Genomic DNA, 17,681 nt, shown 5'->3' with positions numbered 1-17,681 from the left:
GTCAGCGGAACCCACAAAAGGCTATGCGAGCCACGAGGAGGCATGTCCAGTGGTACAGATCAAAACGATCGGCACCGAACAGCGCAACCCCAATACGCTGGAGATCGACCGCGCGGATACTGCGGAGATCCTGCGGCTGATGAACGAAGAAGACAAAAAAGTGGCGCCCGCGGTGGAACAGGTTCTGCCGCAGGTGGAAAAAGCAGTGGATGTAATTTACGCGCACATGCGCTGCGGCGGACGGCTCATCTACTGCGGGTGCGGAACCTCCGGCCGCCTGGGCGTGCTGGACGCATCGGAATGCCCGCCGACCTTCGGCGTGGAGCCGGGGCTGGTGCGCGGTGTGATCGCCGGCGGGCCGGACGCGCTGACCAACGCGGCCGAGGGCGCGGAGGACCATTTTGAGGACGGTGCAAAAGACCTGCAGGCGCTGGACTTCCGTGCACAGGACGTGCTTGTGGGCATAGCGGCCAGCGGGCGCACGCCCTATGTGCTGGGGGCAATGGACTATGCCCGGGCGTTGGGGGCACCCGTGATCGGGCTGACCTGCTGCCCCGGCTCCGCCATCGACGCGGCCGCGGATATCGGCATCGCCCCACAGCCGGGGCCGGAGGTCGTCACCGGCTCCACCCGCCTGAAAAGCGGCACCGCACAGAAAATGGTGCTGAATATGCTGTCCACTGCCGTGATGGTAAAGCTGGGGAAGGTATACAGCAACCTGATGGTGGATGTGTGCGCCAGCAACCAGAAGCTGGTGGCGCGCGCGGTATCCATCGTCTGCTGCGCGACCGGCGTGAGCCCGGAGCGCGCGCGCGGCGTTTTGGATGAGGCGGGTTTTTCCGCCAAGACGGCCATCGTTATGATCCTGTGCGGCGTGGATGCCGGCGAAGCCCATGCGCTTTTGCAGCGTGTGGACGGGCAAGTTTCGGCAGCGGTTTTATCGCGGCCGGACGGCGTACAGACCGATGCGTTTGTGCGCCGGCTGTAACAGCAAAAAGCGCCGGGACAGCCCAAGGCTGTCCCGGCGCAAGTTAAGTGCGGCGGAAGGCGGCGTTCTCAATACCGGCGGCGGAGCGGCGGAGCACCGTCCACACGGTGGGGACGGCAGCTTTCCCGGCTTTTTTCCAGGCTGGCCGCCGCGCGGTCGTAATCCAGATGCGCCACGGCTGTGAACAGAACATCCACCGCCACCATCTGGGCGATGCGGCTGCTCATGGCGCCGCTGCGGGGCGTGGCCTCCGGCGCGGAGATATACAGCCGGATGTCGGCGTTCTGGGCCAGCACGCTTTTGTCGAATTTCGTCAGCGCCACGGTAGGCGTGCCGCACTGGCGGGAAAGGGCCAGCATCTCCAGCACTTCCTTGGTATTGCCGGACATGGAGATCAGTACAGCCACATCCTGCGGCGTCATATTGGCGGCGTAGGTGAGCTGGATGTGCAGGTCACGGCAGAAGCACACGTTTTTGTCGATGCGCAGCAGCTTGTTGTACAGGTCCTCGCCAACCAGAGCAGACGCGCCGACGCCGAAAATGCGCACGGAACGGGCGTTCAGGATTTGGCGTGCGGCAGCCTCCACGGAGGCGGGGTCCAGCAGCTTTATGGTGTCGCGTACGGCGCGGATGCTGTTGTTCTTGACGCTGAGGATCAGCTGGTCGATGCCGGTGGCTTCCCGGATATCGGAGAAGGCCGCTGCCTCGGCGGGCTCACCCGCCGTTTCATGCAGCTCGCTGAACAGGCTTTTTTTCAGGTCCTTAAGGCCGTCGAACCCGATGGCTTTGCAGAAACGCACCCATGCGACCTTGCTGACGCCGGACTCCTCGGCCAGCTGGCTGATGGGCTTGGCGAATACATTTTCCACGTTATCCAGAAAATACGAGGCCACCTTTTTTTCGGCGTTGCTCAGGTTTTCGTAAATGTTCTGCGTGCGTACCTCGATGTTGGTCATTTCACTTCTTCTCCTTTTCGGGCCGTGTTCACAGGCTGATTTTCCCCATCACCACGCCGTGCGCGGCGCCGGTGGCTCCGGGCGCGTTGTTGGCGCAGCCATACAGCGCTTCGTTTGCCAGAACGGCAAAGGCAACTGCCTCCTTGGCGCTGCTGTCCAGGCCAAGCTGCTCGTTGGTAAGCACCTGGCAGCCGGGCAGGCAGTCGGCTATATGGGCCAGCAGCACAGGGTTCATGCTTCCGCCGCCGCCCACGATCAGCCGCTCGGGGCGCTGAGAGCAGAACCGTTCCACACCCTCCCGGATGCACTCGGCTGTAAAGCGCGTCGCGGTGGACAGCGTGTCCCGCAGGGAAACACCCAGCGTCCGGGCATGTGCGCACAGGGCGTCCACATAGGCGGCGCCGTATACCTCGCGCCCCGTGGTCTTGGGCGGCGGGGCGCTCAGGTATGGGTCCTGCATCATCCAGGCCAGCAGCCCGGCGTTTACCGTGCCCTGCGCGGCCAGCCGCCCGCCGTCGTCAAAGCGGGCTTTTCCCTCTGTCAGCCGCGCGGCAAGCGCGTCCATGACCATATTGCCCGGGCCGGTGTCAAAGGCAAATACGTCATTCAGGGAACAGCCTTTGGGAAGCACGGTGATATTGCCGATGCCGCCGATATTCTGCAGCCCCACGGTGCGCTGCGCGTCCCGATAAAGCAAGTATTCCGTGTAGGGGACCAATGGAGCCCCAAGCCCGCCGGCAGCCATGTCCCGAACGCGGAAATCGCTGACGACCGGACAGCCCAGCCGTTCCGCAATAACGGACGCCTCGCCGGTTTGAAGCGTGCCCCGCACCGGGCGGCCAAGGTATTCCCGTGCGTCCGGCGCGTGGAATACGGTTTGGCCGTGGCTGCCCACAAAGCTGACTTTATCGGGGGCAACGCCCGCCTGTGCGCACACGGCCTCGCAGGCGTCGGCGCTGAGCTCACCCAGATAAAAGTTCAGAAGGCACAGTTCCTCCGTGCCGCCGAAATCGCCTGCTGCCACGCGCAGAATGCGCGCCCGCGCTGCGTCCGAGAAAGGCAGCGTGAGAAACGACAGCAGCCGCACGCGGGTATCCGTGCTGCAGCCGCTGATCTCCACCAGGGCGGCGTCTATGCCGTCGGCAGACGTACCGCTCATCAGCCCAATGGCCAGGCGAGGGCTTGCGTCGTCATGGAAAAGAGCGCGCTTCATAAAAATATCCTCCTTTATATGGCCCGCGCCGGGCCTGACAAAAATGAAATAAAATTACAAACGAATTGTTCTTTAGTTTCAATTATACTCCCAACAGGTGGCGCCTTGTCAACAGAATCCATAAAAAATTTTACGAAATAAAGCGTAAAATGCATGTATTGCAAAGAAATATTTCAAAAATGAAAAATAGTTGCGCGGCTGACGCGCGAATAACAGGAAAGAGGGAGGAACCGGTGCATGGTGAAATGCGGGATCGACAGGATCGGTGAATTCGGTGCATTGTTCCGGGGCAAAAGGCTGGGGATGGTGACGTCTGTTTCAGGCGTGACGCTGGACCTCAGGCCCGGATATGTGAAATTTCATGAGGTCTATCCGCTGGTATGCCTTTTCGGCCCTGAGCATGGAATGTACGGCAAAGACGGCGCGGGGGAGGATGTGGACGATGTTGCCCGCGACAGCGCGACGGGCTTGCCGGTATACAGCCTGTACGGCGGCGAGGAGGGCAGGCATATCGCGCCGGAACGTTTGGAAACGCTGGACGCGGTGGTCTATGACATTCAGGATCTGGGCACGCGCTTTTACACCTTCATCTCCACGCTGCTCTACGTCATGGAGGACTGCGCCGCGGCGGGCCGGGAGCTGATCGTGCTGGACCGTCCCGCACCGCTGGACGGCGTGACGGTGGAGGGCGGCCTGCTGGAGCCGGAATACCGCAGCTTTGTCGGAGCGTACCCGCTTTGCATCCGTTACGGCCTTACCGCGGGCGAGCTGGCGTGCATGGTAAATGCGGAACAAAAGCTGGGCTGCCGGCTGACGGTAGTACCCTGCACAGGCTGGGAGCGCACGCGCCTGTTCAGCGAGACGGGAAACCTCTGGATGATGCCCAGCATGGGCATTCCGCATTTCAGCACGGCTCTGGTTTATCCGGGCACCTGTCTGTTCGAGGGAACAAACGTCTCCGAAGGGAGAGGGACCGCATGCCCGTTCGAGATGATCGGCGCGCCGTTTGTCGACGGCGCGGCACTGGCCGTGACCATGAACCGGGAGGGCCTGCCCGGCGTGATTTTTACGGCGGCCTGCTTTACGCCATACGCTTCGAAGCACAAGGGCGAGCCGTGCGAAGGGGTGCTGCTGCATGTCAGCGACGCACATGCTTTCCGCCCGGTGCGCACGGGCGTTACACTGCTGTACCGCATCCGGGAGATGTGGCCACGGCAGTTCCGGTGGAAACCACGGGATGGGAAGCCGCGGCGCTTCATCAGCCTGCTGGCGGGCTGCGGCGCGTTCGAGGACGAGCCGCCTGCACCGGAAGCGCTGCTTGCGGCATGGGAAGCGGACAGCGCCGCTTTTGCACGGCGCAAGGCGGCATATCATCTTTACAAATAAAACAGGAGGGATACAGATGGATCTACGGGAACAGATCGGGCAGAGACTGGTGACAGGCTTTCCGGGAACAGAGCTTACGGAGGATTTCCGCAGGATGGTGCGGGAGTACAAAATATCCAATGTGATCCTGTTCCGGGAGAATATCACGGATTGTGCACAGCTCAAACAACTGTGCGGGGAGATCCAGGCGCTGGTGCGGCGGGAAACGGGCCATGGCGCCTTTATCACAGCGGACCAGGAGGGCGGCCTGGTGACGCGCCTGCCCGGGGACGCGGTAAATGTGCCGGGCGCTATGGCCATCGCCGCCACGGGAGACCCGGAAAATGCCTACCGCGCCGGGCTTTTGACGGGGCGGGAGCTGCGCGCGCTGGGTGTCAATTTCGACCTTGCCCCCAGTGTGGACGTCAATTCCAACCCGGAAAATCCGGTCATCGGTGCGCGAAGCTACGGCGACACGCCGCAGGAGGTCTCCCGTTACGCCAACCGGATGATACGCGGCCTGTTGGACGGCGGCGTGCTGTGCTCGGCCAAGCATTTTCCCGGCCACGGAGATACGGACACGGATTCCCATCTGGCGCTGCCCTGCGTGGACAAAAGCATGGAGGAGCTGGAACGGACGGAGCTGCTGCCCTTCCGGGAGGCAGTGCGTGCGGGCGTGCCCGCGGTGATGACGACACATATCCTGTTCCCGCAGCTCGAACCGGAGCATCTTCCGGCAACGATGTCCCGGCGCATCATGACGGGGCTCCTGCGGGAGCAGATGGGCTTTGACGGCCTCATCGTCAGCGACTGCATGGAGATGCGGGCCATCAAGGACCACTTCGGCACGGTAAACGGCGTGGTGGCGGCCATGGCTGCCGGAGTGGACCTGGTGTTTATTTCCCACGACACACTGCTCAGCGGGCAGGCGGCCCGCGCGGCAGAGCAGGCCGTGGCCGAGGGACGGTTGAGCGCGGCGGAAATGCAGGCCAGCGTGCAGCGCATTCTGGCGCTGAAGGAAAAATGGGTGGACGGCATGCCCGAGGGCGGCTTCGATTTTGATGCGGCACGCCGGGAGAACGAGGCGCTGTTGCAAAAGACCATCACAGAGGTGCACCGCCCCGCAGGCGGGCGGCCCGCACTGGGGAGCGCGCCGCTGTGCATCGGCTGCCCGGCCTACCGCACGTCGCTGGTGGGGAATGTGGATGCCGGCGAGACGAACCGCTTCGGCGACGGTATGGCACGGGCGCTGCATGGCAGCGCGGCGGCCATGCAGCCGGAGCCGGGGCGGGAAGAGATCGCGGCGTTGGTAGAACTGGCGCGGCGGCATACCTCGGCCGTGGTAGGCACCTTCAACGGGCGCTTGCGCAGGGGCCAGCTGGAGCTGGTGGCCCGGCTGGCGGAGGCGGGCGTGCCCACCGTGGCGGTGGCGCTGCGCGGCCCGTACGATCTGGCGGGCCTGCCCGAAAGCGTGTGGACGCTGGCGGCATTCGAGTATACGGAGCAGAGCATTCGGGCGGTTGCGCGCGTGCTGCGCGGCGAGGCCGAACCAACCGGAAGGCTGCCCGTGACTTTATGAGCGGAGAAGAAAAAATGCCGGATATGAGATATGCGGCCGGGATGGACGGCGGCGGGACAAAGACGGTTTTAGAGGCCCGCGCGCCGGACGGACGCGTGCTGCTTCGGGAACGGTTTGGCCCCCTGAACCTTAACAGTGCTGCGTCACAGGCAGTGCGGGAGACGATGCAGGGCTGTACGGATGCATTGGCGCGCCTGCCCGGCGGCCTGGAGGCCTGTGCCGCGCTGTGCGTCGGCAGCGCGGGCGTCAGCAATCCGCAGGCACGCGCGCTGCTGGAGCAAATGCTGCGCCGGTGCGGATACCGGGGCGCGCTTCTTTTGACAGGAGATCAGGAAACTGCGCTGGCAGGCGCGCTGGGCGCACCCTGCGGCATGGTGCTTATCGCGGGCACCGGGTCCATTTGTTTTGGCAGGGATGCAGCGGGTAAAACAGCCCGAAGCGGCGGCTACGGGCATAAAATCGACGACGAGGGCAGCGGCTATGCGCTCGGCAGAGACGCTCTGGCGGCCGTTGTGCGGGCGCAGGACGGCCGTGGGCCGCGGACGCTGCTCACGGATCTGGTGTTTGCACAGCTGAAGGTGGTTGACGTCGGCGGCCTGGTGCAGTTTACTTATGACCCGCAAACAGACAAAAAACAGATCGCGGCGCTGGCTCCGCTGGTTGCCCGGGCGTATGAAGCCGGAGATGAGGCCGCGAAAGCGGTGGTGGAAAAAGCATGCCGCGAGCTGGCGCTGCTGGTGGAGCCGGTAGCCCGCGTTCTGCATATGGAGGACGGGGTGCTGGCGCTGACGGGCAGCATTCTGCTGCGGGACAAAGCGGTGCGCGAGGGTACGGCGGCGCTGCTTCGGATGCGATTTCCGGGCATGCGGCTGGCGGAACCCAAAAGCGACGCCGCCGCAGGCGCAGCGCTTCTGGCGCTGGAAACATTGAATACAGAAAAAGGAGAAAATAAAAATGCCTGATATGCTGGTGAAATTATACGACCTGCCTGAAGATGCGCAGACGGCGTGCCCCCGGGATGAGAGCGTACAGATCCGCCGCGCAATGGCGCCGGATAAATTTCGTGTGGTGGAATGGGTGAAGGAGCACTCCGGCCTTTCCGCGGCAGGGGAATGCGACGTGTGCTTTGCCCGCCCGGCTGTTTCGTGCTTCATCGCCACGCGGGGCAAAAAAATCCTGGGTTATGCCTGTTATGATGCGACGGCTCCGGATTTCTTCGGCCCTACACGCGTGCTGGACGAAGAGCAGGGCGGCGGCATCGGCCGGGCGATGCTGCTGCGCAGCCTCGCGGCCATGCGTGCGGAGGGCTACGCCTATGCAGTCATCGGCGGCGTGGGCCCGCAGGAGTTTTACAAAAAGTGTGTGGGCGCGATGCTGATCCCGGATTCCGTCCCCGGCATTTACCGGGATTTTCTCGGCGGGATGAAAGAGTAAAAAAGACCAAAAGAGGAACGGCCTGCTCAAAAGCAGGCCGTTCCTCTTTTGCTGTTATACTTTGCGCGAATGCTTTTTCAGCAGACGGGTCAATTCAGCCACGTCGATGGGCTTTGCGATATGCGCGTTCATGCCGCATTCCAGACAACGCTGAATGTCCTCGGCAAAGGCGTCCGCCGTCATGGCGATGATGGGGACCGACGCCGAATCCGCGCGGTTCAGCCCGCGGATCGCCTGTGCAGCCTCATAGCCTGTCATGTGCGGCATCCGGAGATCCATCAGGATAAAATCATAATAACCCTCCGGCGATTCCCGGAATTTGTCCAGACAGATCTGTCCGTCTTCCGCCCATTCCAGCTCCACACCCAAATCGGACAGCAGTTCGCTTGCAATCTCCCAATTCAGCTCATTGTCCTCTGCGAGCAGGACACGGCTGCCGGAGAGGCCGGCGCCGTGGCTGGATGCAGGCTGATGCGTGGCTTCAAGGCCCATATACTGGCGCAGGCCATAAAACAAAGTGGATTTGAACAGCGGCTTGGAAATAAAACCGCTGATGCCGGCCTCACGCGCCTCTTCCTCAAATTCGGTCCAATCGTAGGCGGAGATCAGCAGAATCGGGATTTCGCTCCCAAAGCTGCGCCGTATCTCCCTGGCGATCTGGAGGCCGTCCATATCCGGAAGCTTCCAGTCCAAAAGAATGATCTGATAGTCATTGTGCTGCCGGTGGCGCTGAACGATCCGTTTCATCGCGCTTTCTCCGCTCAGCGTTGATTCGGCATTTACTCCGATCGACTTTAATGCGCTGACGGCGGTCTGGCATAATACCGCGTCGTCGTCGACTACCAGCATGTTCCAGGGAGGAAGCACCATGTCGGCTTCCGGAAGGGCGGCCTTTTCAAGGTCGATTGTGATGTGGAATTCAGTGCCCTTATTCAGTTCACTCCGAATGTCGATGGTCCCGCCCATCGCATCCACGATGTATTTTGTGATCGCCATTCCAAGGCCGGCGCCTTCGGTCTTGTGGATTCTGGCTTCATCCGCACGGCTGTAAGATTCGTATATCCTTTGCAAAAATTCCGGGGACATGCCGATCCCGTTGTCTTTCACTTTAAGGTGCGTCCGGACAAAATTTTCGCCGCGCGGGGACGCCTCTTCAAAGAGAGAAAGCTGAATGGAGCCACCCTCGGGCGTATATTTGGTGGCATTGGACAAAAGGTTCAGCAAAACCTGGTTCAGGCGGACGCTGTCGCAATATACGTTTTCCACCGTGATATTTTCTATATGGACGTCAAAGTTTTGCTTTTTGGTTTTGATCTGCGGCTGTATGATGCCGACAACGCCTTCAACAACTTCTTTCAACGAGATTGCTTCCAGCGTCAGGGTCAGCTTTCCGCTCTCGATTTTGGACATGTCCAGCACATCGTTGATGAGCCCAAGCAAATGCCGGCTCGACAGCGAGATTTTGCGCAAACAGTTCTGCACCTGCTTACGGTCGTCTATATGCGCCGTTGCGATGGCAGTCATGCCCACGATCGCGTTCATCGGCGTGCGGATATCATGGCTCATATTGGCCAGAAATTCGCTTTTGGCCTTGCTTGCCTCAAGCGCCGCCTGGCGGGCCTTTCCCAGCTCCTGCAGCTGCTGGCGGGTCAGGAAAAAGTACCGCAGAAAAATCAGCGTCAGGAAAAGCAGGATGGAGCCGCAGGCAAGCAAAGTGATGAAGGTGCGCTGCGCGTTCAGGTCGTTGATGCTTTCGTCCAACATGCCGTAAGGCATCACCGAGATGAGGTACCACTCGGAGTGCGGCAAAGGCTTGCCGTAGATCTGCAGGCTATTTCCGCCCGTGTCGAGCGTTACGGTGTAATCCTTCTGTTCTTCCAGCGCCGCGTCAAGCCCCTCAAGCGGACCGCCTGCCGCGGAAGAGGCAGGCAGCGCGCTGAAATATCCAACCAGCTCCGTATTGGAGTTGGCGATCACAAGGCTGCCGTCCGAGCGGATGATATGGCAATAGATCAGAGCATCCTGATTTTCTGAAAAAAGAAAATCGCTGATATATTCCAGGGGCACCGCCGCGACCAAACCGGTGCAGGCTTCGCCGTCCTGCATCGGATAATCCGCGTCGATCCCGAACAGCACAACTTCGTTGCCGGCGGCGTCCACGCCAACGGCGACCCGCTGCTCGCCCCGCCTTAACGCGTCCACGAAGGGCGGCGGGTTGACCGGCTGGAATGCTTCCCCGCAGAGCGTTTCAAATCTGCCGTCTGAGGTACAGAGAGCCAGATATTCGAAACCGCGCACCTGCGCCCTGTAAACGAGATCTGCATACATGGCTTCCTTGTCGGCGCTCTTCGACGGGACCACGGACACGATGCCTTCGACCTGCTCAAACCGCAGTTCGATGATGTTCTCAAAGTGCCGGGCCATCTGTTCGCTCATCCCGGACATATAGATCTCGCCGACTTCATGGATGGTCTTTGTGCTTTTCCGGCTCATATAGACACCCAGCATGGCAAAAACACCCATGCTGAAGACAAGAAGGCCGACGAAGCTGTATATCAGAAACCGCGTAGTATTCTTTTTTGCCAAGCTGCTGTCCATCTGCGGCTATCCCTCCCTGCACGTCTTGTAGGCTTCAACTGCACGGATGATCTGATGATAGTCGTCAGAGAGCTGCGGCATTCCGGCGGCTGCATTTTCAAAATCTCCGGCCTTAAACGCTCCTGTCATTCGGCTGCTGCTTTCGTACAGTCTGGTGAAAGAAAGGTTCCGGCAGATCCCTTTGAGCGTATGGACAAAGCGCAATGCTTCTTCGTAATTCCGGTTTTGCAGGGCCGTTTCCAGAGAGCTGAAGCTTTTGTCGTCTAAAAATTTGAGAACGAATTTCTGGACGGTCTGCTCACGCTGCAGCCTGCTCAGCACTTCCTTGTAATCTCCGCCGAATTCCGCATAGCAATCTCTTAACTCCATATCTCGACATCCCTGCCTTTGCCGGTATTTTCCGTTTGCGTGCTCACAAAGCCGGCGATGGCTTTGTTCTTACTCTTTTTTGCCTGATACATAAGCCTGTCGGCTGTTTCGAACAGCTCTGTTGTTTTTCCCACGCCGTATGCCCCGCCGAGGCTTACGGAAACGTGAAGCCCGGGGTGCTCGGCTATCGTCAGCCTGTCAACGGCGGCCCGGATCTCTTCCAGCTTTTTCCGGAAAACATCCCCGGGGAGCCGGTGGAAAATGATTACGAATTCATCGCCGCCATAGCGGATCACGGCGTCCGTTTTCCGCACGCACGATGAGACCGTTTTGGCAATGCGGCGCAGGACGATATCTCCCGCGTGATGCCCGTAACGGTCGTTGATGTGTTTGAAAGAATCGACGTCGATGACGACAACGGCCTCGATGTCGTCAGAATCCCGAAACTGTTCGTCATAATAGCGGCGGTTGTAAACTTCGGTCAGCGAATCGGTATATAACAGCTGAAGCGTCTCCGATGACGGCGGCACCAGAGAGACGCTGTGCTCCCGTGCGAATAAATTGTCATAGTCTATCCGGCCTTTCGTGTCCCGCCTGTGCCTGGCATTCCGCTCAAGCGCCGCTTGTCCCAATTCGCTTTCAAGCGTGTCGGAAATTTCCAGCAGGCACTGCAAAAGGGTGGGGTTAAACGCTCCGCAGCGGCCCTCGAAAATCATCTCCAGCGCTTTGCTGTGGGAGTACGCTTTTTTATAACAGCGTTCACTGGTCAGAGCGTCATAGACGTCTGCCAGGGCAACCACCTGGGCGGCAATGGGGATTTCATCTCCCTTCAGGCCGTCCGGGTAACCGTTGCCGTCGTATCGTTCGTGGTGCCAGCGGCAGATATCGGAAGCTACTTTGACAAGCGGCGCCTCCTGCTGGTCAAGCGGCAGTTCCGACAGCATTTTTGCGCCGATCAGCGAATGCCCCTTTATGATTTCGAACTCCTCGGCAGTAAGGCGTCCGGGCTTGTTCAATATGTCCCCTGAAATAGAGATTTTTCCGATGTCATGAAGCGATGACGCGGTACTGATCAAATTGATATCGGTTTGAGAGAGAGGATACCGGTCCGTATGCCGAAGAAGCTCCTTCAATAAAAGCTCTGTGATGGTTTTGATGTGCAAAACATGCAGGCCGCTTTCGCCATTGCGGAATTCTACGATGTGAGAGAGGATCGAGATCATGAGGTCGTTGTTTTTCTCCTGCTCGTAAAATTGTTCGGCGATGATATTTTCAAGGTGGCGCTGCCTGGCATACAAAAGCATCGTGTTCGAGATGCGGCGGCGCACGATCGCCGCGTCAAAAGGGCGGCTGATATAGTCAAACGCGCCCAGGTCGTAAGCGCGCTTTATGTTGGCGGGGGAGTCGTCGGCAGAGATCATGATGACGGCGAGCGTATCGTTCAGGTGATATCTGTTTATATACGCCAAAACCTCAAACCCGTCCATTTCGGGCATCATGATATCCAGAAGCAGAAGCGAAAAATCTCCGCCGCACTGTGTAAGAAGATCAATTGCCGCCGCGCCGTTATCGGCTTCGACGATATCGTATTGATCCTCCAGAATATCCACCAAAAGCGCCCGGTTCATTTCGGAATCGTCTGCAATCAGGATTTTTTGCTTTTCCATTGGGAACCAATCTCTTTCACAAATGAATTTCTATTTTTTAGTATAAAGGAACAGTTTAGGGCATAGCAACATTAATATTGGTAAGGGAAGCGAATAGCTTTGGCTTTTTGGCCTGACAAGCAGGGATATAAGGGTTATAATATCCTTAAAATAGCTTCGGCGAAAGGGAATGGTTAAAACAGATGCGGGAAAGGGAGACGGAGCGTGGAACATCAGGAGACTAAATTTTCATTTGTATACAATGAGGTCAAACAGCGTATTCTAAACGGCCAGGTCCTTCCGGGAAACAGCCTTCCGTCTTCCAGGATGCTTTGTGATCAATATCATGTAAGCCGGTATACGGTCAACCGGGTTTTTGACGCGTTGAAAAAAGATGGACTGATCGAGATACAGCCGCGCTTGGCGCCGGTCGTCCTTGACGGGGAAAAAATGCCAGGGTCGGAGCATATGCTGCGGGATATTTTGAAAAAAAGAGAAGGGCTTGTACAGATATACCGGACATGGACCTTGATCCTTCCGCCGCTTCTGGTGTTTGCAACGCAAAACTGCAGCCTGGAAATGATGCCCCATTATAAACAGGCGATGCGCGTATCGCGCATTGGTGTCGCAGCCGGCGGCTGGCGTGCGTTTTCTGCTTTCGACAGGGACGTATTGAAAATAGGCGGAAGCCCTTTGCTCTGCGACCTCTATTCAACATTTGAACTGTACCACGATTTAACGTTCTTTACAGAACAATGCCCCTGCTTTTATGATTTTTTCCCCCGGGGCTCCGTGCCGTTTGCAGGTGTTATCATGGATATCATGAAAGATACGGACCCCGTCGTCAAGCACGGCCGGCTGACGGCCCTGTATCAAAGGCTCACAAGTTCAATCGAATGTACGCTGAAGCATCTGGCGGAGACTGCTCCAGATTGTCCGCCGCCGTCTGAAGCCGCATTTTCATGGCGGCCGTTGCGCGGTAAAGATTACTTTTATATGAGGATAATCAGCGACCTGAACCAGAAGATCGGCAGCGGGGAGTATCCGCGCAGGACGTATCTTCCTCATGAAAAAGCCCTGGCGGGCCAGTATGGCGTTTCGGTATCAACGGTCCGCAAGGCATTGGCAGAGCTGGAGCAAAGGGGCTTTGTGAAAACGCTGAACGGGAAGGGAACTGTAGTAATAGAGCCGGATTCTTCCCGGGTAAGCCAGGTGATCTTCAGCTCACGGCGCACAGAAGAAGCCATGCGGTATCTTCAGGCACTGCAATTACTGGTGCTGATCATCCACCCCGCGGCGCTTTCTGCAGCGCCGCTGTTTACCGCAAAAGAACTCGATGAGCTGGATGGAAAATTTGCGATGCCCGATTCCATTTGTATCGTTGAGATCGTTGAGGCGATTTTAAAGCATATCGAATTGGAACCCCTGCGTATCGTGTTGGCCGAAACCTTTCGCCTTACGGAATGGGGGTACTATATTGCTTACTATACGGACAGGAGGCAGGCGCTGGAAGATCTCAACGGGCGGGTTGCCGCTTCGGTCCAATATCTGCGCGCAGGCGACGCCGCTTCCTTTGCGGACAGCATTGCAGATTGTTATCGCCATGTTTTAAAGCGAGCCAAGGTATACATGCTGGAGAATTATAATTTTTATAAGGCGGCGAGCGTCCGCATCCCGGAAAAATACTGAACGCTTCGCTGCGCCCGGACAGCGCAGGCGCCGCGGAGACAAACAAGAAACCGCCCCTTATATGGCTGTCAAGCCATATAAGGGGCGGTTTGCTGAATCAAAATACGATGGAAAAGCGGGGTGTATACTCCCCCTTAATTTTTAATAGCAGCCTGTGCGGCGGCAAGGCGCGCGATGGGCACGCGGAAGGGGGAGCAGCTCACATAGTCCAGGCCCACGCGGTGGCAGAACTCGACGCTCGTCGGGTCGCCGCCGTGCTCGCCGCAGATGCCGAGGCCCAGCTCCGGACGGGTCTGGCGGCCCAGCTTCGCAGCCATCTCTACCAGCTTGCCTACGCCGTTTTGGTCCAGGTGCGCGAACGGGTCGCTCTCGTAGACCTTGTTGTCGTAGTAATAGCTGAGGAACTTGCCCGCGTCGTCGCGGCTGAAGCCGAAAGTCATCTGCGTCAGGTCATTGGTGCCGAAGGAGAAGAATTCGGCTTCCTTGGCGATCTCGTCGGCCGTCAGGGCGGCGCGCGGGATCTCGATCATGGTGCCGACCTCATATTTCATGTCCACACCGGCCTCAGCAATCAGCTTGTCCGCGGTTGCAACAACAACGTCTTTCACGAACTTCAGCTCTTTCACTTCGCCAACCAGCGGGATCATGATGTGGGGCACGATGTTGTAGCCGCACTCCTTGATGACGTTGATGGCCGCGTTGATGACGGCGGTCGTCTGCATCTCGGCAATTTCCGGATAAGAAACGGCCAGGCGGCAGCCGCGGTGACCCATCATCGGATTGAACTCATGCAGGCTGTCGATGACATTGCGCAGGTGCTCCACGGTGATGCCCAGATCCTTTGCCAGCTCAACGATGTCCTCTTCCTTGGTGGGCAGGAACTCGTGGAGGGGCGGGTCCAGGTAGCGGATGGTCATCGGGCGCTCACCCATGACCTTGTACATGGCCTCGAAATCGCTCTGCTGATACGGCAGAACCTTGGCCAAAGCGGCCTTGCGGGCCTCTACGTCGCGGGCTACGATCATCTCGCGCACAGCCTTGATGCGGTCGGCTTCAAAGAACATATGCTCGGTGCGGCACAGGCCGATGCCTTCCGCGCCGAACTCGACGGCCTGCTTGGCATCGCGGGGGTTGTCCGCGTTGGCAAACACTTCCAGCTTGCGCGCGGCGTCGGCCCAGCCCATGAAGCGGCCAAAATCGCCGGAGATGGAGGCTTCCACCGTGGGCACGGCCTCGCCGTAGATGTTGCCCGTGGAGCCGTCGATGGAGATCCAGTCGCCCTCGTTGTAGGTCTTGCCGGAAAGCGTGAAGCATTTTTTGTCGTAATCTACGACGATATCGCCGCAGCCGGACACGCAGCAGGTACCCATACCGCGGGCCACAACGGCCGCGTGGCTGGTCATGCCGCCGCGCACCGTCAGGATGCCCTGCGCCACGGCCATGCCTTCGATGTCCTCGGGGCTGGTCTCCAGACGGACCAGAACGACCTTCTTCATCTTGCCGCTTTCAACAGCCTCTTTGGCTTCGTCGGCGGTGAACACCACCTGGCCGCAGGCGGCGCCCGGAGAGGCGGCCAGGCCCTTGCCGATGACGGCGGCGGCCTTCAGCGCGGCCGGGTCAAACTGCGGATGCAGCAGGCTGTCCAGCTGCTTGGGCTCCACGCGCAGCACGGCTTCCTTTTCGGTGATCATGCCCTCATCCACCAGGTCCACGGCGATCTTCAGCGCGGCGGCGGCGGTGCGCTTGCCGTTGCGCGTCTGCAGCATATACAGCTTGCCGTCCTCGATGGTGAACTCCATGTCCTGCATGTCGCGATAGTGGTTCTCAAGCTTGGTGGCGATGGTCACGAACTGGTCGTAGACCTCAGGCATCTGGTCTTTCAGGTGGCTGATGGGGGACGGCGTACGGATGCCGGCCACCACGTCCTCGCCCTGGGCGTTGATGAGGTATTCGCCGAACAGGGCCTTCTCGCCGGTGGCGGGGTTGCGGGTGAACGCCACGCCCGTGCCGGAGTTCTCGCCGGAGTTGCCGAACACCATGGCCTGTACGTTGACGGCGGTGCCCCAGTCGTAGGGAATCTCGTTCATGCGGCGGTAGGTGTTGGCGCGGGGGTTGTCCCAGCTGCGGAACACGGCCTTAACGGCCTCGATGAGCTGCGTCTTCGGGTCGGTGGGGAAGTCCGCGCCCATTTTTTCCTTGTAGAGAGATTTGAATTTGGCAACAAGAGCCTTCATGTCGTCGGCGTCCAGCTCCACGTCCTGGGTGACGCCCTTGGCTTCCTTCATCTCATCGATGATTTTTTCGAATTCGCTTTTGTTCATCTCCATGACAACGTCGCTGAACATCTGCACAAAGCGGCGGTAGCTGTCATAGGCGAAGCGGGGGTTGCCCGTCTTTTTGGCCAGACCCTCAACAACTTCGTCGTTCAGGCCCAGGTTGAGGATGGTATCCATCATACCGGGCATGGAAGCGCGCGCGCCCGAACGGACGGAAACCAGCAGGGGGTTGGCGGGGTCGCCGAACTTCTTGCCGACGATCTCCTCCATCTTGCCGATATACTCGTAGATGTCGGCCATGATGCCTTCGTTGATCTGGCGGCCGTCGTTGTAATACTGGGTGCAGGCCTCGGTGCTGATGGTGAAGCCCTGGGGAACAGGCATGCCGGCATTGGTCATCTCGGCAAGGTTAGCGCCCTTGCCGCCGAGGATCTCACGCATGTCCTTGTTCCCTTCACTGAACAGGTACAGGTATTTTTTGTCACTCAAATTTCTCTACCTCCAAATTTTTTTGTGCGCGGGAAAGCCCAAAACCCATTCCCGTGCACGAATGAACAAAAAACTTGTCCATTTGCACACATCATTATAACAAAAAGCGGCGGGCAATGCTACTGTTATTTCCCTGTTTTTTATTGTATTTTAACGCGCAATTTTGAATTTTTGGTGCAATTTTGCCGATGCCCTTGCAAAACGCCCGGAATATCGTAAAATAGAAGTGTATAGATAAGCGTTATCGAACTCTGCGGACGGGCCTTGCGCGCGCCGCACATCAAACCAGAAACGGGGGCGTTTGTCCATGGAGAACGAAGCAATAACAGCATACCGGCAGCGCCGGGCGGCATTTGAGGCAACGTTTGAGCGGCACCTGGCCGCGGGCGTTGTTTTTTATTCCGCCGACGGCATCCTCATCGACGACACGGTAGAGATCGCGCCGGGCGCGGTCATCCTGCCGGGCACCATCCTGCGGGGGGAGACAAAAATCGGCGCGGGCAGCGTCATCGGCCCGAACAGCCTGCTGGAAAACGTGACGGTGGGCGAGAACGTGAAATTCAACGCCAGCCAGGGTTATGACAGCGTCATCGAGAGCGGCGCGGCCATCGGCCCGTTTGCCCACATTCGGCCGGACAGCCGTGTGTGCGAAAATGTGCACATCGGCGATTTTGTGGAGATCAAGAATTCCACTGTGGGCAAGGGTACCAGCGTTTCGCACCTGACCTATGTGGGCGATTCCGACGTGGGCAAATACTGCAATTTCGGCTGCGGCGTGGTCACCGTCAATTACGACGGCGCGGCCAAGCACCGCAACACCATCGGGGATTATGCGTTCATCGGCTGCAATACGAACCTGGTGGCGCCTGTGAGCGTGGGCGACGGCGCGTACACTGCGGCGGGCAGCACCATTACCGACGACGTGCCCGCGGGCGCGCTGGGCATTGCCCGGGCGCGGCAGGTGAACAAGCCGCAGTGGGCGAAGGGCAAGCTGGAAAAGTTCATCGCAAAGCAGCAGGCAAAGGAAGAAGCCGGCTCGAAATAAACTTTGAAAACAGAATAAGGACAGAATGACGGAT

Annotated in this window: 13 protein-coding genes; 7 read left to right on the top strand and 6 right to left on the bottom strand. The window is 58.9% G+C overall.

Annotated elements, in window-relative coordinates:
* Window positions 1–49 precede the first annotated feature (49 nt).
* On the top strand, window positions 50–988 hold the full coding sequence (gene murQ, locus TQ39_RS06985) for an N-acetylmuramic acid 6-phosphate etherase (protein WP_050005016.1): 939 nt from the start codon (window positions 50–52) through the stop codon (window positions 986–988).
* Window positions 989–1,056: 68 nt separating this feature from the next.
* On the opposite strand, the gene TQ39_RS06980 is transcribed toward murQ, so the two are convergent.
* Entirely contained in the window at window positions 1,057–1,944 is an 888-nt protein-coding gene (locus tag TQ39_RS06980) for a MurR/RpiR family transcriptional regulator (protein ID WP_050005015.1), read from the bottom strand.
* Window positions 1,945–1,972: 28 nt separating this feature from the next.
* A complete protein-coding gene (locus TQ39_RS06975; RefSeq protein ID WP_050005014.1) occupies window positions 1,973–3,157 on the bottom strand; it encodes an anhydro-N-acetylmuramic acid kinase in 1,185 nt (394 codons plus the stop codon).
* A gap of 237 nt (window positions 3,158–3,394) precedes the next feature.
* Between TQ39_RS06975 and TQ39_RS06970 the strand changes: the two genes are divergently transcribed.
* Genes TQ39_RS06970 through TQ39_RS06955 form a run of 4 tightly spaced genes read left to right on the top strand, consistent with a single transcriptional unit; the run spans window position 3,395 to window position 7,535 of the window.
* A complete protein-coding gene (locus tag TQ39_RS06970; RefSeq protein WP_050005013.1) occupies window positions 3,395–4,543 on the top strand; it encodes an exo-beta-N-acetylmuramidase NamZ family protein in 1,149 nt (382 codons plus the stop codon).
* A gap of 16 nt (window positions 4,544–4,559) precedes the next feature.
* Window positions 4,560–6,101 (top strand): glycoside hydrolase family 3 protein, encoded by a 1,542-nt coding sequence (locus TQ39_RS06965; RefSeq protein WP_009324866.1) that lies wholly within the window; start codon window positions 4,560–4,562, stop codon window positions 6,099–6,101.
* A gap of 14 nt (window positions 6,102–6,115) precedes the next feature.
* Complete coding sequence (locus TQ39_RS06960) at window positions 6,116–7,063, top strand: BadF/BadG/BcrA/BcrD ATPase family protein (RefSeq protein WP_167541526.1); 948 nt, start codon at window positions 6,116–6,118, stop codon at window positions 7,061–7,063.
* Window positions 7,056–7,535: a GNAT family N-acetyltransferase gene (locus tag TQ39_RS06955; RefSeq protein WP_050005011.1), complete on the top strand. Its 480-nt coding sequence runs from the start codon at window positions 7,056–7,058 to the stop codon at window positions 7,533–7,535. Before TQ39_RS06960 ends, TQ39_RS06955 begins: the two co-directional genes overlap by 8 nt.
* A 54-nt stretch (window positions 7,536–7,589) precedes the next feature.
* Here TQ39_RS06955 and TQ39_RS06950 read toward each other — a convergent pair whose 3' ends face one another.
* The 3 genes from TQ39_RS06950 to TQ39_RS06940 are packed head-to-tail and all read right to left on the bottom strand — an operon-like array spanning window position 7,590 to window position 12,169.
* The gene (locus tag TQ39_RS06950; protein WP_050005010.1) at window positions 7,590–10,133 is read right to left on the bottom strand and encodes a hybrid sensor histidine kinase/response regulator; all 2,544 of its coding nucleotides are present in this window, start codon (window positions 10,131–10,133) and stop codon (window positions 7,590–7,592) included.
* Between the two features lie 6 nt (window positions 10,134–10,139).
* On the bottom strand, window positions 10,140–10,502 hold the full coding sequence (locus TQ39_RS06945) for an Hpt domain-containing protein (protein ID WP_050005009.1): 363 nt from the start codon (window positions 10,500–10,502) through the stop codon (window positions 10,140–10,142).
* Window positions 10,493–12,169 (bottom strand): diguanylate cyclase, encoded by a 1,677-nt coding sequence (locus TQ39_RS06940; protein ID WP_050005008.1) that lies wholly within the window; start codon window positions 12,167–12,169, stop codon window positions 10,493–10,495. The genes TQ39_RS06945 and TQ39_RS06940 overlap by 10 nt, the downstream gene beginning before the upstream one ends.
* A gap of 204 nt (window positions 12,170–12,373) precedes the next feature.
* Between TQ39_RS06940 and TQ39_RS06935 the strand changes: the two genes are divergently transcribed.
* Entirely contained in the window at window positions 12,374–13,837 is a 1,464-nt protein-coding gene (locus tag TQ39_RS06935) for a GntR family transcriptional regulator (RefSeq protein WP_050005007.1), read from the top strand.
* A 134-nt stretch (window positions 13,838–13,971) separates the two neighbouring features.
* Here the strand turns inward: TQ39_RS06935 and ppdK are convergent, their stop codons facing one another.
* Window positions 13,972–16,602 carry a pyruvate, phosphate dikinase gene (gene ppdK, locus TQ39_RS06930; protein ID WP_082052152.1) on the bottom strand — a complete coding sequence of 877 codons (2,631 nt, stop codon included), beginning with the start codon at window positions 16,600–16,602 and terminating at the stop codon, window positions 13,972–13,974.
* A gap of 307 nt (window positions 16,603–16,909) precedes the next feature.
* On the opposite strand from ppdK, the gene TQ39_RS06925 reads away from it, so the two are divergent.
* Complete coding sequence (locus TQ39_RS06925) at window positions 16,910–17,647, top strand: UDP-N-acetylglucosamine diphosphorylase (protein WP_009324850.1); 738 nt, start codon at window positions 16,910–16,912, stop codon at window positions 17,645–17,647.
* Window positions 17,648–17,681 lie beyond the last annotated feature (34 nt).

It is taken from the genome of Ruthenibacterium lactatiformans, assembly GCF_000949455.1.
Classification (GTDB): domain Bacteria; phylum Bacillota; class Clostridia; order Oscillospirales; family Ruminococcaceae; genus Ruthenibacterium; species Ruthenibacterium lactatiformans.
This window is presented reverse-complemented; position numbering and strand designations above follow the sequence as displayed.

Bases quoted from the DNA above. Each gene is read 5' to 3' on its own strand.
- TQ39_RS06970 (WP_050005013.1), top strand. From the start codon at position 3,395: ATGGTGAAATGCGGGATCGACAGGATCGGTGAATTCGGTGCATTGTTC.
- TQ39_RS06925 (WP_009324850.1), top strand. From the start codon at position 16,910: ATGGAGAACGAAGCAATAACAGCATACCGGCAGCGCCGGGCGGCATTT.
- TQ39_RS06955 (WP_050005011.1), top strand. From the start codon at position 7,056: ATGCCTGATATGCTGGTGAAATTATACGACCTGCCTGAAGATGCGCAG.
- TQ39_RS06975 (WP_050005014.1), bottom strand. From the start codon at position 3,157: ATGAAGCGCGCTCTTTTCCATGACGACGCAAGCCCTCGCCTGGCCATT.
- TQ39_RS06980 (WP_050005015.1), bottom strand. From the start codon at position 1,944: ATGACCAACATCGAGGTACGCACGCAGAACATTTACGAAAACCTGAGC.
- TQ39_RS06950 (WP_050005010.1), bottom strand. From the start codon at position 10,133: ATGGACAGCAGCTTGGCAAAAAAGAATACTACGCGGTTTCTGATATAC.
- TQ39_RS06940 (WP_050005008.1), bottom strand. From the start codon at position 12,169: ATGGAAAAGCAAAAAATCCTGATTGCAGACGATTCCGAAATGAACCGG.
- TQ39_RS06945 (WP_050005009.1), bottom strand. From the start codon at position 10,502: ATGGAGTTAAGAGATTGCTATGCGGAATTCGGCGGAGATTACAAGGAA.
- TQ39_RS06960 (WP_167541526.1), top strand. From the start codon at position 6,116: ATGCCGGATATGAGATATGCGGCCGGGATGGACGGCGGCGGGACAAAG.
- TQ39_RS06965 (WP_009324866.1), top strand. From the start codon at position 4,560: ATGGATCTACGGGAACAGATCGGGCAGAGACTGGTGACAGGCTTTCCG.